23 protein-coding genes are annotated in these 25,870 nt (G+C 70.9%); 6 read left to right on the plus strand and 17 right to left on the minus strand.

The features are described 5' to 3' along the window. Nucleotides 1-6: 6 nt before the first annotated feature. From ACIOEW_RS30615 to ACIOEW_RS30630, 4 genes are all read right to left on the minus strand, one after another. Nucleotides 7-885, minus strand: coding sequence for a carbohydrate ABC transporter permease (locus tag ACIOEW_RS30615; RefSeq protein WP_362548176.1), 879 nt, complete (start codon nt 883-885; stop codon nt 7-9). Next, nucleotides 882-1,835: a sugar ABC transporter permease gene (locus ACIOEW_RS30620; protein ID WP_362548179.1), complete on the minus strand. Its 954-nt coding sequence runs from the start codon at nt 1,833-1,835 to the stop codon at nt 882-884. The genes ACIOEW_RS30615 and ACIOEW_RS30620 overlap by 4 nt, the downstream gene beginning before the upstream one ends. 6 nt (nt 1,836-1,841) lie before the next feature. Next, a complete protein-coding gene (locus ACIOEW_RS30625) occupies nt 1,842-3,221 on the minus strand; it encodes an ABC transporter substrate-binding protein (protein ID WP_401967658.1) in 1,380 nt (459 codons plus the stop codon). Between the two features lie 75 nt (nt 3,222-3,296). Continuing rightward, on the minus strand, nt 3,297-4,280 hold the full coding sequence (locus tag ACIOEW_RS30630) for a LacI family DNA-binding transcriptional regulator (protein ID WP_362548183.1): 984 nt from the start codon (nt 4,278-4,280) through the stop codon (nt 3,297-3,299). A gap of 188 nt (nt 4,281-4,468) precedes the next feature. Between ACIOEW_RS30630 and ACIOEW_RS30635 the strand changes: the two genes are divergently transcribed. Further along, complete coding sequence (locus ACIOEW_RS30635; RefSeq protein WP_401967660.1) at nt 4,469-5,611, plus strand: mandelate racemase/muconate lactonizing enzyme family protein; 1,143 nt, start codon at nt 4,469-4,471, stop codon at nt 5,609-5,611. A gap of 76 nt (nt 5,612-5,687) precedes the next feature. Here the strand turns inward: ACIOEW_RS30635 and ACIOEW_RS30640 are convergent, their stop codons facing one another. The 8 genes from ACIOEW_RS30640 to zapE form a co-directional block, all read right to left on the minus strand. Next, nucleotides 5,688-7,061 (minus strand): alkaline phosphatase PhoX, encoded by a 1,374-nt coding sequence (locus ACIOEW_RS30640; protein ID WP_401967662.1) that lies wholly within the window; start codon nt 7,059-7,061, stop codon nt 5,688-5,690. 81 nt (nt 7,062-7,142) lie between these two features. Continuing rightward, a complete protein-coding gene (locus tag ACIOEW_RS30645) occupies nt 7,143-8,663 on the minus strand; it encodes a sensor histidine kinase (protein WP_401967781.1) in 1,521 nt (506 codons plus the stop codon). A 23-nt stretch (nt 8,664-8,686) separates the two neighbouring features. Beyond that, a complete protein-coding gene (locus tag ACIOEW_RS30650; protein WP_401967663.1) occupies nt 8,687-9,406 on the minus strand; it encodes a response regulator transcription factor in 720 nt (239 codons plus the stop codon). A 175-nt stretch (nt 9,407-9,581) separates the two neighbouring features. Further along, nucleotides 9,582-11,255 (minus strand): CotH kinase family protein, encoded by a 1,674-nt coding sequence (locus tag ACIOEW_RS30655; RefSeq protein ID WP_401967664.1) that lies wholly within the window; start codon nt 11,253-11,255, stop codon nt 9,582-9,584. Then, nucleotides 11,255-11,932, minus strand: coding sequence for a DUF4956 domain-containing protein (locus ACIOEW_RS30660; RefSeq protein ID WP_147969506.1), 678 nt, complete (start codon nt 11,930-11,932; stop codon nt 11,255-11,257). Before ACIOEW_RS30660 ends, ACIOEW_RS30655 begins: the two co-directional genes overlap by 1 nt. Further along, entirely contained in the window at nt 11,929-12,825 is an 897-nt protein-coding gene (locus tag ACIOEW_RS30665; RefSeq protein WP_362548405.1) for a polyphosphate polymerase domain-containing protein, read from the minus strand. The genes ACIOEW_RS30660 and ACIOEW_RS30665 overlap by 4 nt, the downstream gene beginning before the upstream one ends. A gap of 211 nt (nt 12,826-13,036) precedes the next feature. Next, complete coding sequence (locus tag ACIOEW_RS30670) at nt 13,037-13,462, minus strand: OsmC family protein (RefSeq protein ID WP_073734893.1); 426 nt, start codon at nt 13,460-13,462, stop codon at nt 13,037-13,039. Between the two features lie 84 nt (nt 13,463-13,546). Then, nucleotides 13,547-14,689, minus strand: a complete 1,143-nt coding sequence (gene zapE / locus ACIOEW_RS30675; RefSeq protein WP_401967667.1) for a cell division protein ZapE — start codon at nt 14,687-14,689, stop codon at nt 13,547-13,549. Nucleotides 14,690-14,724: 35 nt separating this feature from the next. Between zapE and ACIOEW_RS30680 the strand changes: the two genes are divergently transcribed. From ACIOEW_RS30680 to msrB, 4 genes are all read left to right on the plus strand, one after another. Next, the gene (locus ACIOEW_RS30680) at nt 14,725-15,489 is read left to right on the plus strand and encodes a pyrimidine reductase family protein (protein ID WP_362548201.1); all 765 of its coding nucleotides are present in this window, start codon (nt 14,725-14,727) and stop codon (nt 15,487-15,489) included. Between the two features lie 147 nt (nt 15,490-15,636). Next, on the plus strand, nt 15,637-16,089 hold the full coding sequence (locus tag ACIOEW_RS30685) for an indole-3-glycerol phosphate synthase (RefSeq protein WP_362548408.1): 453 nt from the start codon (nt 15,637-15,639) through the stop codon (nt 16,087-16,089). 41 nt (nt 16,090-16,130) lie between these two features. After that, nucleotides 16,131-17,525 (plus strand): UDP-N-acetylmuramate--L-alanine ligase, encoded by a 1,395-nt coding sequence (gene murC / locus ACIOEW_RS30690; protein WP_401967668.1) that lies wholly within the window; start codon nt 16,131-16,133, stop codon nt 17,523-17,525. 10 nt (nt 17,526-17,535) lie between these two features. Next, complete coding sequence (gene msrB, locus ACIOEW_RS30695; protein ID WP_362548207.1) at nt 17,536-17,940, plus strand: peptide-methionine (R)-S-oxide reductase MsrB; 405 nt, start codon at nt 17,536-17,538, stop codon at nt 17,938-17,940. 31 nt (nt 17,941-17,971) lie between these two features. Here the strand turns inward: msrB and ACIOEW_RS30700 are convergent, their stop codons facing one another. The 5 genes from ACIOEW_RS30700 to ACIOEW_RS30720 form a co-directional block, all read right to left on the minus strand. Beyond that, on the minus strand, nt 17,972-18,433 hold the full coding sequence (locus ACIOEW_RS30700) for a hypothetical protein (protein WP_401967670.1): 462 nt from the start codon (nt 18,431-18,433) through the stop codon (nt 17,972-17,974). Between the two features lie 96 nt (nt 18,434-18,529). Then, nucleotides 18,530-20,980: a GTPase-associated protein 1-related protein gene (locus ACIOEW_RS30705; RefSeq protein ID WP_401967671.1), complete on the minus strand. Its 2,451-nt coding sequence runs from the start codon at nt 20,978-20,980 to the stop codon at nt 18,530-18,532. Between the two features lie 207 nt (nt 20,981-21,187). Continuing rightward, nucleotides 21,188-22,558, minus strand: coding sequence for a hypothetical protein (locus ACIOEW_RS30710; protein ID WP_401967673.1), 1,371 nt, complete (start codon nt 22,556-22,558; stop codon nt 21,188-21,190). Between the two features lie 70 nt (nt 22,559-22,628). Beyond that, complete coding sequence (locus ACIOEW_RS30715; RefSeq protein WP_362548218.1) at nt 22,629-23,570, minus strand: hypothetical protein; 942 nt, start codon at nt 23,568-23,570, stop codon at nt 22,629-22,631. Nucleotides 23,571-23,612: 42 nt separating this feature from the next. Next, the gene (locus ACIOEW_RS30720) at nt 23,613-24,155 is read right to left on the minus strand and encodes a hypothetical protein (RefSeq protein WP_362548221.1); all 543 of its coding nucleotides are present in this window, start codon (nt 24,153-24,155) and stop codon (nt 23,613-23,615) included. 474 nt (nt 24,156-24,629) lie between these two features. Here ACIOEW_RS30720 and ACIOEW_RS30725 point away from each other — a divergent pair, with 474 nt between their 5' ends. Next, complete coding sequence (locus ACIOEW_RS30725; protein WP_401967675.1) at nt 24,630-25,844, plus strand: RCC1-like domain-containing protein; 1,215 nt, start codon at nt 24,630-24,632, stop codon at nt 25,842-25,844. The last annotated feature ends 26 nt before the right edge of the window (nt 25,845-25,870 follow it).

Consider the following 25,870-nt stretch of genomic DNA (forward strand, 5'->3'; position numbering starts at 1 on the left):
CGGAGTTCAGCCCTTGACGCCGGTGAAGCCGAGTCCGGCGACGATGTACTTCTGACAGACGGCGAAGACGAGCACGGGCGGCGCGACGGCCAGCACCATCGCGGCGATGAGCTGGTCCTGCGGGGCCTGGGTGGCGAGCTGGGCGAGCGCGACGCTGATCGGCTGCTTCTCCGGGTCGGTGATCGCGACCAGCGGCCAGATGAAGTCCTTCCAGCTGTGCATGACCGCCAGCAGGCTGATCACGGCGATCACCGGCCGGCTCATCGGCAGGACGATCTTCGTCAGCAACTGGCGGGTACTGACGCCGTCGACCCGCGCGGCGTCGAACAGCTCCCTGGGCAGCGCGTCGAAGAACTGCTTGGCGAGCAGCACCGTGAAGGCGTTCGTTCCTGCGGGGAGCCAGATCGCCCAGTAGGTGTCACCGAGGTTGAGATGGAGGAACGGCACATCGATCACTGTCATGAAGAGGCTGACCATGTTCACGGTGTACGGCACGAACATCGTCGCGAGGATCGCCCCGTAGACGACCTTGCCGAACCGGGGCTTGAGCACGGAGAGCGCGAAGCCCGCGGTGGCCGAGACGAAGAGCTGGACCAGCCACGAACCGCCGACCACCAGGAAGGTGTTCATCAGGTAGTGGCCGACACCCAGGTCGGTGTACGCGGTGGAGAAGTTGCCGGGCACCGGCCGGTCGGGCCAGAGGGCGAGCGGCTGTGTCGTGAGCTCGGTCGGCGGCGACACCGCGCCCTTGACCATCCAGTAGAGCGGCCCGATGCCGATGAGCAGCAGCAGGATCAGCGTGAGGACCTGGACGGAACGCACCGCCGCCCGGACGGCGGGCCGCTGCCGGTCGTTGGTGGAGACGAAGGTGGTGAGGGAGGTCATGTCTTGCTCCAGCTGCGGGTGGCCCGCAGATAGACCGCGGAGAGCAGGGCGAGGGCGAGCACCATCAGGAAGGAGAGCGCGGCCGCCTGGCCGTACGCGCCGTCCTGGAAGGCGTACCGGAAGATCAGCAGCAGCACAGTGAGGGTGGAGTTCTCCGGACCGCCGCCGGTGAAGACGTACGGCTCGGTGAAGACCTGCACCGTGTTGATCAGCTGCACGAGCAGCAGCAGCCCGATGACCGGCCTCAGCTGCGGAAGCATGATGTGCCAGAGCCGGCGCCAGATCCCGGCTCCGTCGACCTCGGCGGCCTCGTACAGTTCGCCCGGGATGCCGACCATGGCCGCGAGATAGATCAGGACGGCGCCGCCCATGCCCGCCCAGGTCGCCTCCAGGACGAGCGACAGCATCGCGCTGTCGGAGGATTCGAGCCAGGGGTACGGGCCGAGCCCCACCTTGCCGAGGGCGCTGTTGAAGAGTCCGCTGCCCGGGTCGTAGAACCACTTCCACAGCAGGATGGCGACCACCGGCGGGATGACCACGGGCAGATAGACGAGGAAGCGGTACACCCCGGCGCCGCGCCGGACCGTGGACATGATGGCGGCCAGCACCAGAGGTGCGGGGAAGCCGATCAGGATGCCGAGGCCGACGAAGAGCAGCGTGTTCTGGACGGCGGTGCCCAGCAGCGGATCGTCGAAGACCGCCCGGAAGTTGTCGAGCCCCACCCAGACGGCGGGATCGACGAGATTGGTCCGCTGGAAGCTGATCAGCAGGCTGCGGAGGATCGGCCACCAGGCGAAGAGACCGAAGATCAGCAGCGTCGGGACCAGGAACAGCCACGCGGTGACCTGCTTGCGCAGGGCCCCGGTGCGTGGACCGGAACGGCCGGCGGACGCCGCGGGCGGCTCCTTGTGCACGGCGGCGGGGCGCCGGGAAGAGGTGAGCAGGCTCATGGCGGGCTACTTCTGACCGGCGGAGAGCTTGGTGTTGACGTCCTTCTCGGCGGCGGCCAGCAGAGCGTCGACATCGGCGTCCCGCTTGGTCAGCACCGACTGGACGACCGAGTCGAGCGCTGTGTAGAGCTGCTGCGCCTGGTACGGCGGCTCGGGCTTGAGGTCGAGCTTCGACAGGCCCTCGGTGTACGGCCGGAAGTTCTCCGGCTTCACGTTGACGTACGGCTCGATGGCCGCGTTGATCCTCTTCTGCCGCTCGGCGTCGAACACCGGGAGGGTCGGAACGCCCACCGCGGACTTGGGATCGGCGGACAGCGCCTTGGCCTGCTGCGCCGCGATCTCGGTGCTGTACTGCGGCTGCGCGTACGCGAAGGTCAGCCACTTGACCGCGGCCGCCGCGTGCTTCGCGTCGGCCGACTTCGGGACCATGTAGATGTCGCCGCCGGTCAGCGTGGCATTGCCGCCGGACTGCGGCATGGCGCCGACTCCGAAGGCGTCGGTGTCCTCCATGCCGAACTGCATCTTGGCGAGCCGGTAGGTGCCCGGGCTGCCCATGAACATCCCGACCTGCCCCGCCGCGAACTGCTTGACGACATCGTTCTGGTTGTTGAGGAGGTTGCGGCCCAGCGAGTCGTCCTTCCAGCGCATGTCCTTCAGCAGACCGAGCGCCTTCTTCGTCTCCGGGCCGGTGAGGGTGGCGGTGTACGTGCCGCCCTGCCGCGTCTGCAGCTCGCCGCCGAACGCGTACGACAGCATCGTCAGCTGCCAGCCGCCCTGGTTGTCCTTGGACTCGTGGACGAAGCCCGCCTTGCCGGTCTTCTCGCTGATCTTCTTCGCGGCCGTCCGGACCTCCTCCCACGTCGTCGGCGGCTTGTCGGGGTCGAGACCGGCCTTCTCGAACAGGTCCCGGTTGTAGACCAGGCCCTGGGCGTACGGATTCTGCGGTACGCCGAAGACGTCGCCGGAGCTGTCGCTGACAGGCTTGAGGACCTGCGGGTTGAACTCCTTGAAGTGGTCCCACTCCTGGAGCTGCCCGGTGATCGGCTGGACCTGCTTCTGCTGGATGAGCCGCTGCGGCTCGGTCAGCGGCACCTTGATGACGTCCTCGACGTTGCCGCCCGACAGCTTGGCGGAGAAGGTCAGCGGGTCGAAGACGGTGGTGGACCCCTTGACCCGGATCCCCGGGTTGGCCTTCTCGAAGTCGGTGATCTGCTGCTTGAACAGAGCCAGGGCCGGCTTGTCGGTGGCCGGGGGCATGCCCTGGACCCGCAGGACGAGATCGCCGCCCGAGCCCGCCTTGCCCGGGGTGACGGAGGAACAGCCGGTGAGGGTCACGGCCACGGCTATGCAGCCGAGTACGGCCGCACGTCGGGAGGTTCTGGACATTTCTTCTCCAAGGAGGGCGGGGGAGGGTAGGGAGAGGGCTCGGGAGAGCTCAGAGGTCTCGGCGGCCGGAGATGTTCAGTGGGCGGGCGCGGGGCCGGTGGAGGCGCGCGGGACCAGGCGGGAGCCGATCTCCACGCAGGGCGCGTCGCCGTCGCCCGTACGGCCGGCGATCGTCTCGATGAGCAGATCGCCGGCCCGGGTGGCGATCTCCTCGGGGTCGATCCTGATGGTGGTCAGGCCGGGCGTGGAGACGGAGGCCAGCAGGGTGTCGTCGATGCCGACGACGCTGACGTCTCCCGGGACGCTGATGCCCAGGTTCGACAACTGGTGCAGCACGCCGAGGGCGACCAGGTCGTTGTGGGCGATCACCGCGGTGGCGCCGTGCGCGCCGACGAGTGTGGCCGCGTGTACGCCGGTTTCGAACCGCGGTTCGTACGGGCCGAGTTCCACGAGTGAGATGTCCAGGGCCTCGAAGGACTCCTGGATGGACTTGCCGCGGCTGAGCTCGGCGCGCGAGGCGTTGATGAACACGCAGCGGCGGTGGCCGTAGGCGCGCAGATGCTCGACGGTCTGCGCGATTCCGGCCGACAGGTCGATCCGCACCTCGGGGATGCCCGGCACATGGCGGTTCACCACGACCACCGGCATCCGGTCCGACAGTTCCCGCAGCCGGTCCTCGGTGAGCGTGGAGGCCCACAGCACCAGGCCGTCGACCCGCTTGGACACCGCCGCGATCGCCTCCAGCTCATCGGCCTCGCGCTCGTCGCTGTCGGCGACCAGGACCGTGTACCCCAGCCGCCGGGCCCGCGCCTGCATCGCCTTGACGATCGGCGGGAAGAACGGGTTCGCGATGTCCGGCACGATCAGCCCGAGCGTCCCCGTGCCGCCGCCCCGCAGGCTGCGCGCCGCAGGGTTCGGGGAGTAGCCCAGCTTGGCCGCGGCGTCCAGGATGCGCTGCCGGGTCCTCGGCTGGACCTGGTCGGGTGCGGTGAACGCACGGGACACCGTCGACACCGAGACGCCCGCGGCGCTCGCCACCTCCCGGATTGTGACTGCCACGGACGGCCTCCTCGTTGATTCCTGCTGGATGCGGTGGATCCTTGCGAACGTTCCCGGACGTGTCAAGGGTGTTTCCACAAGGAAAATCTGCTGTCTGCAAGGGGCTTGTGCAGGGCGGTTCCCAGTGCGGATGATGCGTTCTCATCAATGATGCTGAAATTGCGGGAACGTTTTCATAGAGGAGTGGCATGAAGATCACCGGCCTGGAAGTGCTGACTCTGCCCGACCACGGCGACAGCATGATGCTCGTGGTGGTCGACACCGACGAGGGCATCCACGGCCTGGGCGAAGTCGGCATCAGGTCCCGGCAGAAGGCGGTCGCCGGGGGGCTCGAGCATCTGGCCGAGCTGATCACCGGTGAGGATCCGCGGCGCATCGAGCACCTGTGGCAGGTGATGTTCCGCCGCGGCTTCTTCCCCGCCGACCGGATACTGGGCGCCGCCATCGCCGCGGTGGACGTGGCGCTGTGGGACATCCGCGGCAAGGCGCTCGGCGTACCGGTGCACGAGCTCCTCGGCGGCCGGGTGCGCGACCACGTACCCGCTTACGTGCACGTAGGCGACGGCTACCACGACCGCGAGTGGTTCCTCGACCGCTGCCGCGACCTCGTCGGGGCCGGCTGGCGCCATCTGCGCTTCGCCGCTCCGCACGACGCCGACGACGTGCTCGACGCCCGCCGCTGCCTGCGCGACACCGTCGAGCTCTTCCACCAGGTACGGGACGCGGTGGGCCACGAGGTGGAGCTCATCCTGGACGTGCACACACGGCTCGATCCGCCCGAGGCGCTGACCCTGTGCCGGGAGATCGAGGCGGCCCGCCCGTACTTCGTCGAGGACCCGTTGCGCTGCGAGAACACCGACAGCTACCGCATGCTCCGTGCGCGCACCGGCGTCCCGCTGGCCGCGGGGGAGCAGTTCGGATCCAAATGGGAGTTCAGGTCCCTGATCGAGGACGAACTCATCGACTACGCCCGGGTCGACGTGGGCGTCGCCGCCGGTCTGACCGAGGCGAAGAAGATCGCGGCCATGGCGGAGGCCCACCACATCAAGCTCGCCACCCACAACCCGCTCGGCCCGGTCACCGCGGCCTCCTCGCTCCAACTCAACCTGGCCTGCCCGAACGTGGCGATCCAGGAGCACCAGACCGACCCCGAACCTGCCATCGCCGCGCTCTTCACCCACCGCCCGGTGGTCGCGCCGGGCCGGATCGAGCTCAGCGAACTGCCCGGGATCGGGGTCGACATCGACCGTGAAGAGGCCCGCAAGTACCAGGCCACCGCCGCCGAGCGCCCCCATCTGCGCACGGCGGACGGGGCGTTCACCAACTGGTAGGAACCGCTGCGGCGGAGGCGGGGGCGGAGGCGGGCCGGTGCCGCACGCCCCCGCCCCCCGCCCCTCGCTCAGCCGGTCAGCGCCACGGTCCCGTCACCGCGAACGTCGTCCCCGGCGTGTAGCAGTTGACGAACATCGTCTCCTGGTCCGGTGCGAAGGTGACCCCGGCGAACTCGCCCCACTCCGGCTCCTCGGCCGTGCCGATGTTCTGCCGGCCGCGGGCCATCGCGTACACCTCGCCGCGCCGTGTCAGACCGAACACGTGCTGGGCCCCGCCGCCGTCCTCGCACACCATCAGCCCTCCGTCGGAGGCCAGACAGATGTTGTCCGGGGACTCGCCGGGCAGCTGGATGTCGGTGTCCGGACCGAAGACGACGACCAGCGTCAGCCGGCGCCGCGTCGGCTCGTACCGCCACACCTGCCCGAAGTGGTCGGCGGCCGATCCCTCCGCGCTGTGCGCGAAGCTGGAGACGAAGTAGACGGAGGAGCCGCCCCAGTAGCAGCCCTCCAGCTTCTGGCCGTGGGTGATGCCCCTCGGCCCGAAGTCCTGGAAGCGGATGGGCGTCTCGGCGGCCAGTGGATCCGGCACGCGGACCCACTCGATGCCCTCGAAGACCGTCCCGGTCTCCTGGACGGCGGAGAGGTCGGGGACGCCCGGCACCCGCATGGCCTCCAGCCGGCCGCCGGCCCGGAGCGAGCCCGTGCCGCCGAGCGGCTTCTCAGGCAGGAAGCGGTAGAAGAGCCCGAACGGCTTGTCGAACGCGTCCTCGGTCTCGTACACGATCCCGTTCCGCGGATCGATCGCGACCGCCTCGTGCTGGAAGCGGCCCATCGCGGTCAGCGGTACGGCGCCGGTACGGTGCGGATTCGCGCCGTCCACTTCGAAGATGAAGCCGTGGTCCTTGGTGTAGCCGTTGGTGCCGGCCTTGTCCTCGGTCTCCTCGCAGGTCAGCCAGGTGTCCCAAGGGGTGCGCCCACCGGCGCAGTTCACCGCGGTTCCGGCGATGGCGACGCGTTCCCCGAGGACGTTGTTACGGCCGTCGAGCTCCAGGGCTGTGCAGCCGCCCTTGCCCATCGGGTCGTACGTGAGCCCCTCGACGGTCGGCACGGAGATCGCCGCGTCGACCCGGTTCTCATGGTTGCGTACCAGCTGGACGTGTCCGCGCCGGCCGGCGAAGGCGGCCATGCCGTCGCAGTGGCTGGGGACCGGGCCCTCGCCGGAGCGGAGCGGGTCGCCCTCCCGGGACAGCACCCGGTAGCGGAAGCCCCTCGGGAGGTCGAGGAGTCCGTCGGGATCGGGCAACAGAGGGCCGTAGCCCGCGTGGCCGCGGGCGGCAGAGGTGCCTGCGAAGAGTTCGGTGAAGGCGCCGGTGAAGGCGATCGTGGCGGCGGCGCCGCTCGTGGCCAGGACTTGGCGTCGTGTCGCGAGGCGTCGAGGTGCGGTTGACATGAGGCAACTCCCTGTTGGCGGACAGGTGACATGGCATCGTCAAAAGCAGGCCTGCCCGTTCGAGGCCTTCGGTGAACGTTGTCATGCAGGACCGGCCGGTTCCGCTCCGACGCTCCGGGGCAGCAGCAGCCGGAATACGGACCCGGAGCCCGGCCGGGTATCGACTTCGAGCCGCCCGTGGTGTGCCTCGGCGATGGTGGAGGCGATGGACAGACCGAGACCCGAACCGGGCTCGGGGCCGCCCGGGTTCGTCGAGGGCCCGCGGTAGAAGCGTTCGAACGCCTGCCGTGCGGTGTCGGCCGTCAGCCCCGGACCGTCGTCGGCGACCTCGACCACGCACGCCGGGGTGCCCGGGGGCAGCGGCGCCGTGGCGCCGCTGCGGCCGGGCCGGTCGGTTCCCCCGGTGTCCGGCCCGGTGCGCACCGTTCCCACCCGCACCTCGACGCGTGCGCCGGGCGGCGTGTGGACGCAGGCGTTGGCCAGCAGGTTGGCGATCACCTGGGCGAGCTGATGAGGGTCACCGAGTGTCTCGACCACGTCGAGCGCCTCCCGGGAACGGTCCGGGCCCCCATCGCCCAGCGGCGCCAGCCGCACGTCCCGCCCAGGGTGCGCGACGACGGCCGCGGCGACCCCGTCGGCAGCCAGCGAGAGCAGGTCCACCGTCTCCTGGTGCGCCACGGGCGCGTAGCCCAGTTTGGCCAGCAGGAAGAGATCGTCGACGAGGCGGCTCATCCGCTCCGCGTTCCGGGCGATCAGTTCATGAGCCTCGCGCCGGCGCGCCGCCGGGGTGCGGGGATGCGCGACGAGCAGTTCGGCGAACCCCTGGATGGAGGTGAGCGGTGTACGCAGTTCATGGCCGGCGTCGGCCATGAAGCGGCGCAGCCGTTGCTCGGAGGCGTCCTTGCGGTGCAGCGCCGCCCGCACCTGGTCGAGCATCGTGTTGAAGGCGATGCCGAGCCTCCCGGTCTCCGTACGCGGATCGGTGTCGGTGACGCTCAGGTCCGCTTCACCACCGGTGATGCGCAGTGCCGTGCGTTCCATCCGGTCCAGGGGACGCAGTCCCAGGCGTACGGCCGCGCTTCCCAGCAGTCCGACACCCACGGCGGCGGCGGCACCGATGCCGATGCCGACCCACAGCAGTTTGGACGTGGCCCCCTCGACGGTGTCCAGGGGGAGGGCGACGACGACGCGCAGTCCGTCGGGGCCCGTCTCGGCGATCACCCGCCAGTCCGAGGACCCGCGGCCGGCGGGAACGGTGGTGGGCCTCCCGTCCTCCAGCGTGAGGGAGGACACGGCCGCGGGAAGCAGCGGCCGGCCGTCGCCGCTGCCCAGTGAATCCGGTCGGAGCCGTCCGTCGGCCCCGTAGAAATAGACCCGGTAGTCCGAGGGCAGGGCGTCCTCGCGGGGAAGCGGTCCGGGCCCTTCGGACGCCCTCGTGTGGTCCGGCCCGGAGAGGGGTGGGGGCCGCAGGCCGAAGTGGGTGAGGCGGTGGTCGATCTGGCCGGTGAGCCACGCGCGCATGACCGCCAGCCCGGCGGCCTGGGAGGCCAGCACGGCGACCGTGGCCAGCACCGTGGAGATGAGCACCAGGCGGGTACGCATCGACCGGGGCCGCAGCCGGAGGATCACGGCGCGTCCTCGCGGGGCAACCGCAGGCAGTAGCCCACACCGCGCACGGTGTGGATCAGCGGGGGTCCGGTGTGATCGGTCTTGCGGCGCAGGTTCTTGATGTACGTGTCGACGATCCGGGTGTCCCCGGCGAAGCCGTACTGCCACACCTCCTGGAGGATCTCCTGCTTCTCCAGCACCTTCTCCGGACGGGACACCAGGCACACGAGGAGCCGGAACTCGGTCGGGGACAGCTGCACGGCCCGCCCGGCACGGTGCACGGTGTGCCGGTCGCGGTCGACCCGCAGGTCCGCGTACCGCAGCGGGGGCCGTTCGGCCGGCGGCCTGGGCGATCCGGCGGTGCGGCGCAGGATGGCGCGGATGCGCAGCAGGATCTCCTGGATGTGGAAGGGCTTGGTCACGTAGTCGTCACCGCCGGAGCTGAGCCCGATGATGCGGTCCTCGATGTCGGTGCGGGCGGTGAGGAACAGCACCGGGGTGTAGTCGCCCCGGGAACGGAGTTCGCGCGTCACGGCGAAACCGTCGGTGTCCGGAAGCGTCACGTCCAGCACGATCAGGTCCGGCCGGCAGCGGCCCGTCTCGCCCATGGCCTCCCGCCCGTCCGCCGCCGAGGCGACGCTGTACCCGGCCGCGGTCAGGGCCGAGGTGAGAAGGGTGCGGATGCTCGGATCGTCCTCGACGAGCAGGACGGTGTGCCGGGCTGACTGCGAGCCCATCGGTCGGATCACCTCGCGCGGTACGGACGGAACGCACGCCGGGCGAGGCGGCGCTGTGCGGTGCGCGAGATGGTAGTCGGCGAACATGTGCGGGTTCACAGGAACCGGAGCCGCGGGCACGGCTGCGGCGCGCCCGGGCGCGGAAGGAGGGCTTCCTGCCGGGGCGCGCCGTCGGTCAGCCGGTGACCTCCTTGTTCTTCGCCAGGGCCGTGGTCCGCGAGGTGACGGTGGTGCGCAGCGTGCCCACCACGGTTTCGACGTCCTTGGCGGGGACGCCGGCCCGCTCGGCCTGCGCCGCGAGGTCCTTCAACGTCTTCGTGGCCTTGCCGGAGGCGAAGAACTTCTCGTACAGGTCCTGGTACGCCTTCTTGTAGACCGCGTCGAAGGCGTCGAGCCCGAGGAAGCGTTCCTTGAGCGCGTGCCCGGACATCCCGCCGCCCTGGCCTCCACGGCCCGCGGTGGGGTCCTCGTCGCCGCCGGCCGCACCGGGTCCGCCCGCCATGCCGGGCGGACCCGGCATCCCCTGAGGCGCTTCCCCGGTCTGCCCGGGCTCTTCGGTCTGACCGCCCGGGCGGCCGCCCCCGCCCATGCTCATCTCGTCGTCCGGCCCGGCGGTCGCGTCACCGCTGAAGGTGAGGTTGTAGTCCCAGCCGAGCACCGAGAACCTCTTGGTGTTCAGGTCGTACCCGAGCAGGTAGTTCTTCCCCGGGCCCGCCATGTCGTCGAAGTTCATCAGCAGGTTCTGCGTCGCGACGTAATGGGCGAACGAGTCGACGTCGACGTACGTGTCGAGGTTCGCGGCGAACTCCTTGTCCGAGGAGTTCTCCACCCACTTGGTCAGCTTCATCACGGGTTCGAGGTCCTGGCTGCCGACCTTGTTCAGCTGACGGAAGGACGTCTCGTACTTCGAGGGGTCGTCCCCCTGGTAGGCGAACGTGCCACCCGCCCTGGCCTTGTAGACCACCGACTCGCCCTCGACGGCCTCGGCGTACTCGGTGTCGGGGTTCTCGACCATCAGACGCACCGCGACCGGCCGGTTGTTGACCTTCAGGGTCGAGAAGCTGTACCGCTCGGCCGGCTCCCCGGTCCCGTCGATCAGCGAGAGCGCCAGCGCCTCGTTTACGGGCACCTGGGCGTTGCTGCCCGGACGGAGCGAGATCTCCCGCTCACCCTGGTAGGCGCGCCCCTCCACGTACTCGTCGATCTTGATGAGCCAGGGGAGTTCCTCGGGCTTGTCGGCGGAGAGGTCGTACTGCGTCATCCCGCCACCGGCCCGCCCACCACCGGCTGCCTGACCGCCGGGCGCCTGACCACCACCGGATGCCTGCCCGCCGCCGGGCGGCTGCGCGCCCTGGCTCGCTTCGCCGGCGCCCTGCGGGCCGGGCTGCCCGCCGTCCTGCCCGCCGGCCGCCGCGCCGCCCCGGCCGCCTCCGGGCATCCCTCCGCCGCCCTGCAGGGAACGCAGGGTGGAGTTCCCCTTGAGCCGGATGCCGACGTCCTGGAGGTAGACCCCGTCGATGGTGAGGTCGGCCGGGATCGAGTCCTTGGTCCCGTCCTCCTTGAACTCCTTCATCATCTTGTCGAAGTCCGTCTGGTTGTACTCCAGCTGGACCGAGTGACTCACCGACGTGTCGTAAAGCCCGACCGTGCCCCTGACGTTCTCGGTGATCGTGTCGGCCTCGACCCGGGATGCGGAGGTCACGTACGGGGAGATGCGCGCGTCGCCGAACGCGTACAGCATCACCGCGAGCCCCGTGCACAGGGCGCCGGCCGGCTTCCAGTGGTGCCGCAGCCGGACGGGCACGCGGTCGCGCAGCCGTCGCCTTCGGGGCGTGCCGTCGCCGGGCATCACAGGTCGGTCGTGTCGTAACCGGTCAGCACCGTCACCCGCTGGCCGGAGGTGCGTTCCTGCAACGCGGTGACCAGGTCGCCGGGTTCGGTGCCCTTCTTCATGCGGACCGTGTAGAACACCTCGTTCAGGGCTCCGCCACGGATCGTCTCGGTGCTCACCAGCTCGAACTCGGTGGTGTACTTGATCAGGACGTCACGTATGCCCGGGGTGTAGTCCTCGCCCGCCGGGACCTGGACCTTGACGACCTGCCGCTGGACGTTCAGGGCGAACCAGTCGAACTTGTGCATGATGACGACCACGACGCAGATGACGACGGCGCCGACCGCGGCCAGCGTGTAGAAGCGCGCACCGCAGGCCATACCGATCGCCATGGCCAGGAAGATGAAGCCGACGTCCCGGGTCTCCTTGACCGCGTTGCGGAACCGGACCACGGACAACGCGCCGACCAGCGAGAAAGCCCGGGCCAGGTTGGACCCGACGACGAGCATGATCAGTGCGACGATCATGCCGACGATGACCAGGGTCTGTACGTACGACTGGCTGTAGGAGACGTTCCGGTGGGTGTACCGGTAGACGTACCCGATCACCGTGCTCAGGACGAAGGACAGCACCATCGCCGCGACGACGTCGGTGACGCTGAACGTCCCGCTGAGTTCCTGCAGATCGAAATTCACTGTGCTCCTGCCTTCACCGGCGACTCGTGCGCCGGCAGCTGCCTGTCGAGGGGGATGGCGGGCGGCGGGAAGTCCGCCTCGTCGAGATGGAAGACGGACCGGGGTGCCAGCCCGAACGCCTCGATCGACTGGACGTACTTGGACACCCGCACGAGGCTGAGATTGCGGCGTGCGGCCAGGTCGGTGATCCAGTGGGGGGTGCGCTCGTTGACCTTGATCTCCATCACCGACATGTGCGGCGGGATGGTGAAGCGGTTCTCCGGATTCGTCCGTCCGAGGTGGAAGTCCCGGTCACGGCCCCGGACGCGCCGGTCGAAGGTCACGCGCAGGCCGGTGTCCGAGCCACGCCCGACCAGCGCCTCACGCTGGTAGCCGGTGATCGCGGTCGGCCGCAGATTCAGCCGCACCACCAGGTCGAGCACCTCGTGGATGAAGGCGCGCTCCTTCGGTGTGTGCTCCACCATCTCCCGCCCGTCGCAGAGTTGACGGGCCGTGCCGTACGGGAGGGTGATGCGGCGCTTCTGCGTGACCCGGTTGACACGCTGCTTGATCTCGACGCACACGGGTGAGGTGTCCGTGACACCGTCCGGTTCGCCGTAGTGCCGGATGCGCAGCTTGCGACGGAACTTGAGACCTTCGATCTTCTCCCAGTAGAACCGCAGCTGCGGTGAGTCGTAGTACAGGCTCCACACGCCGTAGCCGCCGGCCGGACTGTTCAGGTCACGGTCCATCCGCTCCGCGAGTTCGTCGCGGAGTTCTGCGGCCAGGTCCACCGGGACCAGGTATTTGAGCTCGTATCTGTTGAACGCGTGCAGCCTGCTCGCGACATGCAGCGGTGGGGGGTCCTCGTCGTCCTCGGGACGCCCCTGGGCGGGCTCCCGGAACGGAGCCATGTCGGGTTGCGACACCGCGCGCCTCCTTCGTCGTCCGTGCCGGACCGGCCGGCACGCGTCACGCAACCAACGACGGATGAGGAAGCGATGAGAATCCCGGGTGTATTGCAGGAGGATTCAAGATGGCTGGAAGGTGGACACGGCCAGGCCCCGGGGCGGACAGCACTGTCCCCGGGCGGCAGGTGCCGGCCCGGGGACAGTGGGGAGAGGGTCAGGCGAGCGAGGCGCTCAGCGTGATCGTCGTGCCCGTCAGCGCCTGGCTGACCGGGCAGTTCGCCTTCGCGTCCTCGGCGGCCTTGACGAAGCCCGCCTCGTCGAGACCCGGCACCTCGCCCTCGACGGTGAGGTGGATGCCCGTGATGCCGGTGCCGGGCTGGAAGGTGACCTCGGCCTGGGTGTTCAGCCGGGTCGGCGGGGTGCCGGCCGTGGCGAGACCGTTGGAGAGCGCCATCGAGAAGCAGCTGGAGTGGGCCGCGGCGATCAGCTCCTCCGGGCTGGTCTTGCCGTTCGCCTTCTCCGCGCGGGACGGCCAGGAGACCGGGTACTCCCCGATTCCGGAGGAGTCGAGGGTGACGACACCCTTGCCCTCGATCAGGTTGCCTTCCCAGACCGTGTGCGCCTGACGCGTGGTAGCCATGCTGGTTCCCTTCAAACGGAATGCGCGGTTGTACGGGGGTGGTGAGGCACTCCGTCGTGTCTCACCGTTGTCACGTCCCCGAACCTACTGCGCCACCAGCCCGTTTGCGTCGCGCGCCAGCGCTGTCAGCCGGGAGATTGCCCGGAAGTACTTCTTCCGGTACCCGCCGTTCAGCATCTCCTCGCTGAACAGCCGGTCGAACGGCATCCCGGACGCGAGCACCGGAACCTCCCGGTCGTACAGCCGGTCCGCGAGTACCACGAGCCGCAGCGCGGTCGACTGGTCGGGCACCGCCTGCACCTCGGTGAGGCACACCGCCCGGATGCCGTCCGTCAGCGCGCCGTACCGGCTCGGATGGACGCGGGCCAGATGGTCGAGCAGCGCCGGGAAGTCGTCGAGGCTGGCGCCCTCGGTCGCGTACGCGGCCCTGGTGACCTGCTCCTCGGAGTACGGCGGCGGGGCGTCGGGCAGTCCGCGGTGGCGGTAGTCCTCGCCGTCGATGCGCAGCGGGCGGAAGTGCGAGGACAGCCCCTGGATCTCCCGCAGGAAGTCGGCCGAGGCGAACCGGCCCTCGCCGAGCTTGCCCGGCAGCGTGTTGGAGGTCGCGGCGAGCGCGACCCCCGCCTCGACCAGCCGGCTCAGCAGCGAGGAGACCAGCACGGTGTCGCCCGGGTCGTCGAGCTCGAACTCGTCGATGCACAGCAGCCGGTGCCCGCTCAGCGTCTGCACGGTCTGCTGGAAGCCCAGCGCGCCCACCAGGTTCGTCAGCTCCACGAAGGTGCCGAACGCCTTCAGCGAGGGCGCGGCGGGCGTGGCGTGCCAGAGGGAGGCGAGCAGGTGGGTCTTGCCGACGCCGTAGCCGCCGTCGAGGTAGACCCCGCGCGGGCCGCTGGGCGCCACGGCCTTCTTGCCGCCGAACCGCCCACCCGTCGCCCGCCACCACCCCTCAAGGGATGCGCTTCGCGCTCTTCCGGATTTGCCCGCGCCCGTCGCGTGCGCCCCGCCGAGCCCGGTCGCGAAGTCGGCGAGGACCTTGACGGCCTCGATCTGGCTCGGCTGGTCGGGGTCGGGGACGTACGTGTCGAAACGCACCGAGTCGAAGCGCGGCGGCGGCACCATCTCGGCGACCAGACGGTCGGCGGGGACGTGCGGCTCAAGGGCGCACAGGGACAGCGGGGCCGTTTCGGCTATGGGGCTGGACCCCGGCACGGCGGTGGAGGAGGACACAACTCCCCAGCTTAGAGCGTGTCAGACTGCGGAACATGCGACGCCTGTTCCCTGTGACCGACCTGACAGCGGCCGATGACCTGGGCGAGTGGAGTCTGGACTCCCTCGCCGACGCCTACGCCTACCCCGAGACCGACGGCCCCTGGCTGCGCGCCAACATGGTGTCGACCCTCGACGGCGCCGCCCAGCACGAGGGCCGCTCGCAGCCGATCTCCTGCGAGAGCGACATGCGGATCTTCGGCACTCTGCGGGGTCTGGCCGATGTGGTGATCGCGGGTGCGGAGACCGTACGGCTGGAGGGCTACCGCCCCGCCCGGGCCCGGGAGGCCTTCGCCGCGCGGCGGGCGGCGGCCGGCCAGGGGCCCGCGCCGGCCGTCGCCGTGGTGAGCGGCAGCCTGGACCTGGACTTCTCGCTGCCGCTGTTCGTCTCGCCGCTGGTCCCGACACTCGTGCTCACCGGTGCGGGGGCGCCGCCCGACCGGATCGAGACGGCCCGGAAGGCGGGCGCCGATGTGGTGATCGCGGGGGAGGGCTCCCGGGTGGATCCCGCCCGAGCCGTGCGGGAACTGGCCGACCGCGGGCACCGGCGACTGCTGACGGAGGGCGGGCCCCGACTGCTCGGTCAGTTCGTGGCCGCGGGCGTGCTGGACGAGATGTGCCTGACCCTGGCGCCCATGCTCACGGCCGGCGACGCGCAGCGGATCGCGGGTGGCCCTTCGGTGGCTGTGCCGGAACGATTCGCCCTGGCCTCGCTGCTGGAGGAGGCCGGGTTCCTCTTCTCTCGGTACCGTCGGATCTGACAATCAGCGGAATATTCCGTTCCGGTTAGCGTTCGGTGGGCAGAATGGATCTCGCAGACCCCGTGCGAGCACGGGGAAGGATGGTTTCAGCAGTGATCGACGACGGTCACTGAAGCAGAAGGGCCTGTGGTGTTCACCAGCGTTTTGATGATCGAGAAGCCCCTCACTTCCGAGGACGTCGAGTTCGTCACCACCCTGCACGGGGAGGAGCAGACCTCCTTCGTCGTACTCATGCAGCCGCGTGGTGACCAGGCGGATGTGCTGTTGCGGGCCATCGACGACCTGGCGATGGGCGAACTGAAGGAAGCGGCCCGCGAGAGCGAGGAGCCGGAGGGCAAGAACGCCAGACAGTCCGCCGAACTCGCACTGGAGGTGTCCCTGGAGGCCCTGCGCCAGGCAGGCTGCGAAGCCGTCGGACAGGTGATCGAGGACCACCCCCTGGACAAGCTCACGTCCGTCGTCGACGAGGCGGAGGCCGACGAGGTCATCGTCCTGACCGCCCCGCACTACGTGGAGGAGTTCTTCCACCGCGACTGGGCGTCCCGCGCCCGCCACAAGGTCGGCGTACCTGTGCTCAAGCTCTTCGCGCACAGCGAATAGGCTGGGAGGCCCTACCCGTACGCACCCTGGGAGACACACGCATGGCACCCGGTATTCCTGCCGCCATGGAACGGCCGCACTTCATCGGCATCGGCGGCGCCGGAATGTCGGGCATCGCGAAGGTCCTCACCCAGCGGGGTGCGCAGGTCGCGGGCAGTGACTCCAGGGAGTCCGCCACGGCCGAGGCGCTGCGTGCGCTGGGGGCGACCGTCCACATCGGACACGCCGCCGGCCACCTGGCCGACGACGCCACGTGCGTGGTCGTCTCCAGCGCCATCCGCGACGACAACCCGGAGCTGGTGCGCGCCGGGGAGCTCTCGATCCCCGTCGTGCACCGCTCCGACGCCCTCGCCTCGCTGATGCAGGGGCTGCGGTCCATCGCCGTCGCGGGCACCCACGGCAAGACGACCACCACGTCGATGCTGGCCGTCGCCCTCACCGAGCTGGGCCTCGACCCCTCGTACGCGATCGGCGGCGACCTGGCCGGACCCGGCACCAACGCCACCCACGGCGAGGGCGCGATCTTCGTCGCCGAGGCCGACGAGAGCGACCGGAGCTTCCAGAAGTACGACCCCGAGGTCGCGATCGTCCTCAACGTCGAGCTGGACCACCACGCGAACTACGCCTCGATGGACGAGATCTACGACTCCTTCGAGACCTTCACCGGCAAGATCGTCCCCGACGGCACCCTGGTCGTCTCCGCCGACCAGTCCGGCGCCGTCGAGCTGACCCGCCGGGTGCGTGACCTGTCCGCGCTCAAGGTCGTCACCTACGGAGAGTCCGGGACCGCGGACGTACGCGTCCACAAGATCACCCCGCGCGGTCTGACCAGCGAGGTAACGGTCGTCCTGAACGGGAAGTACCTCACCTTCACCGTCTCCGTCCCCGGCCGTCACTACGCGCTGAACGCGGTGGCGGCCCTCGCCGCGGGCGTCGCCCTCGGCATCCCCGCCCACAACCTTGCCTCGGCCCTCGGCAAGTACACCGGCGTCAAGCGCCGCCTCCAGCTCAAGGGCGAGGTGGCCGGTGTCCAGGTCATCGACAGCTACGCCCACCACCCCACCGAGATGACGGCCGACCTCGAAGCGATGCGTGGCGCCGCCACCGACGCCCGGATCCTGGTCGTCTTCCAGCCCCACCTCTTCTCCCGCACCCAGGAGCTCGGCACCGAGATGGGACATGCCCTCGCGCTGGCCGACGCCTCCGTGGTCCTCGACATCTACCCGGCCCGCGAGGACCCGATCCCCGGCATCACCAGCACCCTGATCATCGACGCCGCACAGGCCGCCGGCGCCGACGTCACCGCCGTGCACGACAAGGCGACGGTCCCCGAGGTCATCGCGGGAATGGCGAAGCCCGGCGACCTCGTTCTCACCATGGGGGCGGGCGATGTCACGGACCTCGGCCCGCAGATCCTGGACCACCTGTCGAGCTGAGGGAGCCACCGTGCCGTACGACATCGAGAAGCCGGACGAGCAGTGGCGGGAGGAGCTCACCCCCGCCGAGTACGCCGTCCTGCGCAAGGCGGGCACCGAGCCGGCCTTCGTCGGCGAGTACACCGACACCAAGACCACGGGCGTCTACTCCTGCCGCGCCTGTGACGCGGAGCTGTTCCGCTCCGACACCAAGTTCGAGTCGCACTGCGGCTGGCCGTCCTTCTTCGACCCGAAGGACACGGACGCGGTCGAACTGATCCAGGACCGCAGCCACGGCATGGTCCGCACCGAGGTCCGCTGCGCACGCTGCGGCTCGCACCTGGGCCATGTCTTCGAGGGCGAGGGCTACCCGACCCCGACGGACCAGCGGTACTGCATCAACTCGATCTCACTGCGGCTGACGCCGGACGCCTGAGAACCGGCCCCAGGAGGACTGACGCGACGCGTCAGTCCTCCTGGGGCGTCTCGGGCTTCAGCAGCGGGTGCACCACACCGGGGAAGACCCGGGCGCGCACGACCTCCTCGGCCGAACCGCCCTGGATCACGGTCTCCGCGACACCCCAGGGCCGGCCCGGCAGCTGGACGATCAGCGTGTACGAGGCGGAGCAGCCGGTGCACTCGTAGCGGTCGACCCACGTCTCCACGTCCGTGGCACTGCCCGGGTACCGCGCCACGTGCCGGTGCCGGGCGTGGCACCGCTCGCACGTCTCGCCGGGCTCGCACGTGCCGCCGCAGGGGCAGGGCACGTCGAGGGTTTCGGCCGGGCGCCAACGCTGCGTGAGGACGGCGTCACGCGTGGCGCCCATGTCCTTCATCGCCTTGAGATTGCGGGCGGCCACGTTGTACGACTCACCGGTCGCCGCCATCCGGTCGCGGATCACGTCCTTGCGCCCACGGTTCGTCGTCATCTGTTCCTCCTGGGGTTCACGCAGCCCGCCAGGAGCCCACGAGATCGTTGTGCCCCAAAGGTACCCGGCGGATGGTGCCCCCGACGACTCGCGCGTTCAGCCCCGGCGCACCCGCCCCGCTATCCGCCGCCCGATCCGCCCCAGGGTGCCCCGGCCCCGGCGGTTCCAGTCGTGGAAGGCCTCCGCCCGGCCACTGCTCCCCGAGCGCCCCACGGCCTCCTCCACCGCCGCGACCCCGTCGGCGGAGAGCGCGCGCACGGCGGGGCGCAGCACCTCCTCCAGCAGGGCGTCCGCGGTCCGGCTCCACTCCGCTCCGGCGTGCGGATGTGCGGTCCAGACACCGAAGCAGTCCGCGGCGTACGCCGGTTCCGCCTTCAGACGGGAAAGGACACCGGCCTCGCGCGCGGCCCGGTCGTACGCGGCGACGAGATCCGGGTCGCCGCTGTGCACGAGCGCGTACAGCTCGGCCTCGGGCCGGTCCGGCGCGAGCAGCCGCTCGGCGAGCGCCCCGAAGGCATGGCTGAGCACCTCCGCCTCCACCGGCTCGGCGTCCCTGCGCAGCGCCCGGACCCGTTCCGCCCACTCCGGAGCCGCCGCGTCCGACCGGATCTCGCGGGCGAACTCCAGGAGCAGCAGCGCACCGCGTTCCCGGCCCGTGACTTCCTCCGGGAAGCCGCGCAACAGGTCGTGGGCGAGCTCCGGTGCCTCCTCGTCGGCGGCGGGCGCACCGAGCGCCGCGGCCACCAGGTGCGACCAGGTGCCGGCCGTCCGGTGGGCGTCCGAGGTGGCGGCCTCCAGCAGCAGCCGGCCCTCGCCCGCCGTCACCGTGCCCTCCTCCCACACCAGCCCCACGGCCGTACGCAGCACCAGCGGCTCCGCGAACGGCGACATCCCGGCGGCCCGCAGCACCCGGTGCACCGCGCCCACCCGGTCCGGTCCGCAGGCCGCCTTGGCCTCCGGCGCCTCGGCGCACATCCGCAGATGCGGCAGCAGCTGGGTGCCGGTGAACGGCAGCGGCACCCGCCCCAGCAGCCGCTCCACACCCGACGGGTCCTGCGGAGCGATCCGGTCGAGCGCGCCGAGCAGGGCCGTACGTACGTCGAACTGCTCGTCCATCAGCTCCAGCAGCGCGGGCGCCCAGCCCGGCTCGCCGTCCCCGGCCTCCAGCAGGGCGGGCGCGAGCCGGCGGAGGACCGAGGGCAGCAGGTCCGCACAGTCCACGCCGAGCAGCCGGGCCACCCGCAGCAGCTGCACCGTCCTGGCGACGTCGAGGCCGACGCCCGCGCTGCTCAGCTCGGTCAGGATCTCCGGACCGAGCACCGAGGCGACGGCCGAGCCTTCGGGACCGCTGAATGCGGTGCGGCCCGGCAGTTCCACGGAGCCGTTGCCGCCCCGGACCGCCTCGGTGACCAGCATCGCGGCCAGCGGGGCCGTGGTCGTCGCGGGGGAGCGGCCGTCGAGCGCGGCGAAGAGCCGTCCCGCGGCGTCGAACTCGGGGCCGGTGCGGTCGTCGACCCCCGGCGCGGTCAGCGCGTCGACGAGCTGCCGGGTCCGCTTCGCGTCCAGCGCGTAGGGCCGCTCGGCGGCCCAGCCGGCCGCGGCGGCGCGTCCGGTCGTCCCCAGCGCGATGCCCGCGCACAGGGCCGTCACGGCCACCGGTCCTGCCGCGAACGGCTCCCCTGGCAGCTCCGCGGCCTCCCGGAACAGCTCCGGCGCGCGGCTCCGCCAGATCCGGGCGGCCGTCTCGGCCCAGGCGTCCTCGGGCCCGGAACCCTCCGGGCGCGGACCGGTGCACGTGTGCACGCGGAAGCCGGGACCCGTCAGCTCGTGCGCGTCCTGCGGCAGCACTCCGACGACCTGTTGCGGGGCCCGCTGCGGGTGACGGGTGTACGTGGTGAACGTCAGCCGCTCGGCGAGCCCGTCGGGCAGCGCTACGCAGGCCAGGGCGATCCACCGGGCCACGTCCGCGCTCTGCCGCTCGACGAGCACGACCCGGCCGGCGTCCTCCTGCCCGCACAGCCGGCGCAGATCGGCCAGGACCCCGGCGAGCCAGGGGCCCCGGGAGACGGCGAAGTCGTTGAGCCCCTCGCGGTCCCGGGCGTGACCGGTGGCGGGCGGGGCGGCGAGCGGGCCGGGCAGCGTACGGTCCGGTGTCGTGGCGGCCCAGCGGGCGGACCGGCAGGCGGTGATCGGGAGCGCGTTGCCGGGCAGCCGGGTGCCGGCCGGGAGATGGACCGCGTGTGCGTGGAAACCCACGGTGGAGTCCGGCGCGGGCTGTACCGCCACCGTCCGGGCCAGCAGATGACTGCCGTCGGAGAGGACGCTGAAGCTGAGCGCCTCGGGCAGCGCGCGCAGCGAGGTGTCCGGGAGCCGGGGGGCGGTACCGGCGGGTGTCTCGTACGCCAGGAGCGGTCCCGCCTCGGTGAGTACGGACGCGGGTATCGCGGCGTCAACTGCGGTGAATCGGGCCCGTATCGGCTCGGCCTCGCCGGTGCCGGGGCCGTCCCCGCCGGTTGCGGAGGTGTAGTGCAACTGCGCGAGGCTCATGCGTCGGCTCTCTTCGTTCCTGCCGTGGAAGTCCCCTGCCACCCGCACCCGCCGTCCCGTGGTGGCAGCGCCGTCCCGGCAGAGCGACGACCCCGGCGGGGAGTGTTCCGCAGTCGCTGGGGCGACGCTATCAAGGACCGGGGACCCCGAGGTCGCGAAGGAGGGGCCGGGGCTGTGTGCCCCGGCCCCTCGACGGTGCGCCCGGCATCAGTCCAGCGTGCGCACGCCCGGAGCGGTCGGCACCGGGATGTCGTCCATCCCCTTGTCGGCCGAGCCCGCAGGGGCGTCGGAGCCGACCGGTGTGGTGGTCATCGGCCGCGCCGCGGCACAACGCTGCTTCTCCGACTCGGACATGGGCCCCGTGCGCTGAAGAATGCGGTCGGGTACGGCGCGTGACGGCCCGTCGATCACCGCGTGGAGCCGGTAGTCGTCCTTGTTGCTGAGGAACCAGCCCTCGACCCGCTCACGGCTCGGCTGGATCTCCACCCAGCTCACCTCGCCGGGCTGGATCCGCTCCACGACCTCCCGCCGGTCGCTGCTGAACCACTGCCAGGGCCGCTGCCAGCCCTTCTCGTAGGCGAGGGCGAACTGGGCCGCCATCGGACGCTCCTTGATCCGCTTCCTGTCCTCGTCGCGGTCCCCGGTGGTGGGCAGCCGTGCGACCTCGGTGAGGGCGAGCCCGGCATCGGCGTAGGTCTGCGCGATGCTGTCGTGGCTGCGCTCGGCGTAGTCGAGCACCCGGGTGTGCTCCAGCGGGTTGCGGGTGCAGTTGATGAACGCCTCGCCGACGACCCGCGCCCGGTCGTAGTAGCGGAAGGACATCCGGGTGTCGGGCCGGAAGGTGCAGGCGTTCTCGCCGTTGCACGCGGCGGCCGCGTTGTGCAGCGTCTTCTCCCGCTCGTTGCCCTTGTACGCCTCCGAGCGCCCCAGGGCGGACTTGTCGACCGTCTTGTCCAGCGCCGGCGGCACCTCCACCGCCCGGACCCTCGCGACCATCGGTGAACAGGTCACGTGGGTACGGGAGTCGGTGACCTTGGAGGTGAAGGTGAGCAGCGGCTCGTTCTCGGATGCGGTGAACTCGTAGCTCCGCCCGGTCCAACGGCCCGTCCCCGCCTTCCCCTTGACGCGGTCCGGATCACCGGCCGTGGTGACGTCGCGGACCGCGCCGCCCGAACCCTCCACGGTGTAGGGCTGGCCGCCCGCCACCTGCTCCGGGGTGCACTCCTTGGAGACCGCGGGGCTGTCCTCGTAACTGACCGTCACCTTCGCGCCGGTGCGGACCCCGCGCAGCCGCTGCTGGAGGGTGTTGCCGTCCTTCTGGAGCGCGACGGCGTGGGACGTGTCCGTGCGGCCGGCGGCGGACGGCGAATAGCGCTGGTTGGCGCCGGTCCAGAAGTCGAGGTTGACGGTCGTGGGGCCGTCGCCCTTCATGGCGGGATCGGCGAAGTCGCCGTTGAGAACCGGAACGGTCTGCGCGGGGGCGGCCGCACCGGCGGGGGCGGCGCCCAGCGCGGCGGGCAGCGCGAGCCCGGCGACGCCGAGCGCGGCCAGGGTGCGGAGTCGGACGGGGAGGTGCATGGGGCGGGCTCCAGGGCGGGATACGGGAGGGACCGGGCAGGGGACAGCAGACTTGTGAGGGGGGAAGCGGTCAGCCCTGGGCGGGCAGAAGTGCTTCCTCGCGCTTGGGCAGTTCGCCGGCCGGTACGAGGCCCTGGGACGGGACCTCCTGCAGCCGCCCGGCCGACGCCGGCTTGTTGTCGTCGTCGCCCGTCGTGTTCGGGGCGGGCCGCGTACGGCCGCAGAGGTTGTCCGGAACGGCGTAGGTCTGTGCCACGAAGGTGCTGCTGTTGACCATGGACGGGCTGTCGACCGCGATCCCGGTGACCTTGCCGCCCTGGTCGGTGGTGAGCGTGCCGACCACCCTGCGCATCGCCGAACTCGCCCCGAACACCAGCATGTCGTAGGGCTTCACGACGGTCTTGTACGTGGTCGTCTCGGTGTTGTCGACGGTCCAGGACTTGGAGTACGTCGCCTTGAAGGCGGCCTCGAACGCCAGCTTGGCGCTCATCGAGCCGGAGGCCTTCGCCCCGCCGGAGACATTGGTCTTGTTGCCGTTCTCCGAGGTCGGGCCGTCCTTCAGGTTCGGCGTCTTGTTGTTGCTGCTCGTCTCGTTGCTGAGGTTGGTGGTGACCTCGCCGCTGGCGGAGACGGTGCCCTCTGCGGTGACCTTGCCGGAGATCTCACCGCCGATGTTGTCGGTGCTGCTGGTGCGCAGCGTCACCGTACGGTCCACCGACATCGGGTCCACGGTGCAGTTGACGACCGCGTTGCCGAGCGACTTGACGGCCGTCGCGTACTCGCGGCTCTTGCTCGGGTCGATCGCGAACCGGCAGGCGGACCGCTTGGTGTCGCAGTACTTCAGGACCTCCCCGACCTTCGCGGCACGGCTGTCCGCGGTGAACGCGCGGGCGACGGGGACGTCCCGGGGGGCTTCGCCGGAGTCGGCGAGCGCGGGGGCGAGCGGCGCGGCCAGGCCGAGGGCGAGGAGCGGGAGGAGCAGTGAACTGCGGCGGAGGGTACGCGTGGACATCGTGAGTCCCTTCAGGTGTACGGAGGGGGGCGGGGGTGCGGCTCAGGAACCCAGCAGCGAGCACAGCTGCGAGACCGGGAAGGCCGACTGGCTGTCGTCGCTTCCGCCCGGCAGGGAGGCGGGGAAGCCGGTGCAGGTGGAATCGACGGCCGCTGCGGCGTTGTCCGCGGGGTCCGGCTGGAAGGAGTCGATGGTCCCGGTCATGTCCGAGATGCCGCCCTCCTCGCGCTCACCCTTGCCGGTGAGCTTCTCCATGCAGGACGCCGAGCCGGGCGGGCATTCCTTCAGCTTCTCGCCCTCCGCCTTGATGTCCTTGTCGGCCTGACCGGCCGCCTCCTGGGTCTTCTGCTGCTCCTTCTCGATCTCCGCAGCCTCCTTGTCATTGGCCTCGCGGTCCTTGCAGGCCTGGTCCTCCGGCTCGCATTCGGCACCGGGCCGCAGGTGGGCGCCCGCGGAGTGTGCGGCGGGGGACTGCGCGTACGCGGCGGACAGGGAGCCGGTCACCGGCAGGGCGGCGGCGATGGCGAAGGCGGACAGGACGGTGGCGGCGCGCAGGGCGCGGTGGGCGGTCGGCAGGGGGCGCACGGGGACTCCAGACAGCTGGGGGCAGGGGAGGGGGAGGCGCACGGGACGCGGCGGACCGGGGGCCGCCACCAAGATCATCAAGCGCAGGGAGAACGTACATAAGCCGGGCTCACGGCAGCTCGGGACACACGGGTGCGGCGGGGCGGAGGGCAAGCTCACCGCATCGGCGTAGCGGCTCCCAACTCGCCCGGAAGGCAAGCCTCCAGAGTGGCGACAACCGGTGCCCGTACCGGTTCCGCGCGGGGCCGGCAGTGGCCGTCCGCACCGCCGCGTACCCCGGACGGCGGCGGGTCGGGCGGGTGGATTCCGCGTCCCCGGGTCGCGTTAACGATCTTGGAAGGGAAGCCTTCAGGAGAGCGCGGCGGCCGTGACCCGGTCCGCCGGGCAGTGCCGCGGGCACCCACGCTTGTCGGCCCGTCATGCCCCGGACCCGCCCCCGCGCCCAGTCCCCTTCCCCCACGTCTAAGGACGCCGATGTCCCGTACATCCCGCAGTGCCGCACGCCTGCGCACCCTGGCCGCCGCCGCGGCGACGGCCGCCGCCCTGGCCGCCGCACCGGCCCTCGCTCCCGCCGCCCACGCGGACGAGGGCAATCCGACGGTGCTCGCCTGGGGCGCCGGCCGCACCGGTCAGCTCGGCAACGGCACCGCCACCGACAGCCTCAGCCCGGCCTCCGTCACCAGCCTCTTCCGCGGCGACGTCGACCAGATCTCGGCGGGCGGCACCTCCTCGTCCGACTCGTTCGTCCTCGCCCGCACGGCCAAGACCGTCAAGTCCTGGGGCAACAACTCCATGGGCCAGCTCGGCAACGGCGGCTCCACCAACCAGCCGGTGCCCACCACCGTCCCCCGGCTGACGAACATCAAGGACATCGCGGCGGGCGGCGGTCACGCCCTGGCTCTCGACACCAGCGGCCAGGTCTACTCCTGGGGCGACAACTCCTACGGCCAGCTCGGCAACAACCGCACGGGCGACTACCGCACGGTCCCCGACCGGGTCCAGGGCATGCCCAAGGTCAAGCAGATCTCGGCCGGCTGCGACTTCAGCCTCGCCCTGCTGGAGAACGGCAAGGTGTACGCCTGGGGCCGCGGCGTCTACGGCCAGCTCGGCAACGGCAGCCGTGCCGTCTCCTCCGTACCCCGGCAGGTCACCGGCCTGGAGAACATCACGGAGGTCGACGCGGGCTGCCACCACGCGCTCGCGCTGACCGCCGACAGCACCGTCAAGTCCTGGGGCTACAACCTCTACGGCCAGCTGGGCAACTCCTCCACCAAGTCCGCCGTCACGCCGGTCGACGTGGACTGGCTGGAGGACGTCTCCGAGATCGACGCGGGCGCCAACCACAACTACGTGATCACCAGTGACAGCCACGTCTGGGGCTGGGGCAACAACCAGTACGGCCAGCTGCTGGAGTCCGACGAGGCGTACGACTACAACGTCTCGCGCACCAACCGCACCGCGCCCGTCGAGATCCCACGGCTGGAGGGCGTCCAGCACATCGCCGCCGGTTCGCGCCACGGCGTCGCCGTCACCGCCGACGACGTCTTCACCTGGGGCCACAACGGCGAGGGCCAGCTCGGCAACGGCACCACGGTCGCCCGCTACGAGTCCGTGAAGATCCTCGACGAGGGCTCCGCGATCAAGGACGTCGCCGCCTCCCTGGGCGGCAACACGACGTACGCGTACTGACCCGTACCCCTTTCCAAGGAGACCTC

Source organism: Streptomyces sp. NPDC087901 (assembly GCF_044742205.1).
GTDB lineage: Bacteria > Actinomycetota > Actinomycetes > Streptomycetales > Streptomycetaceae > Streptomyces.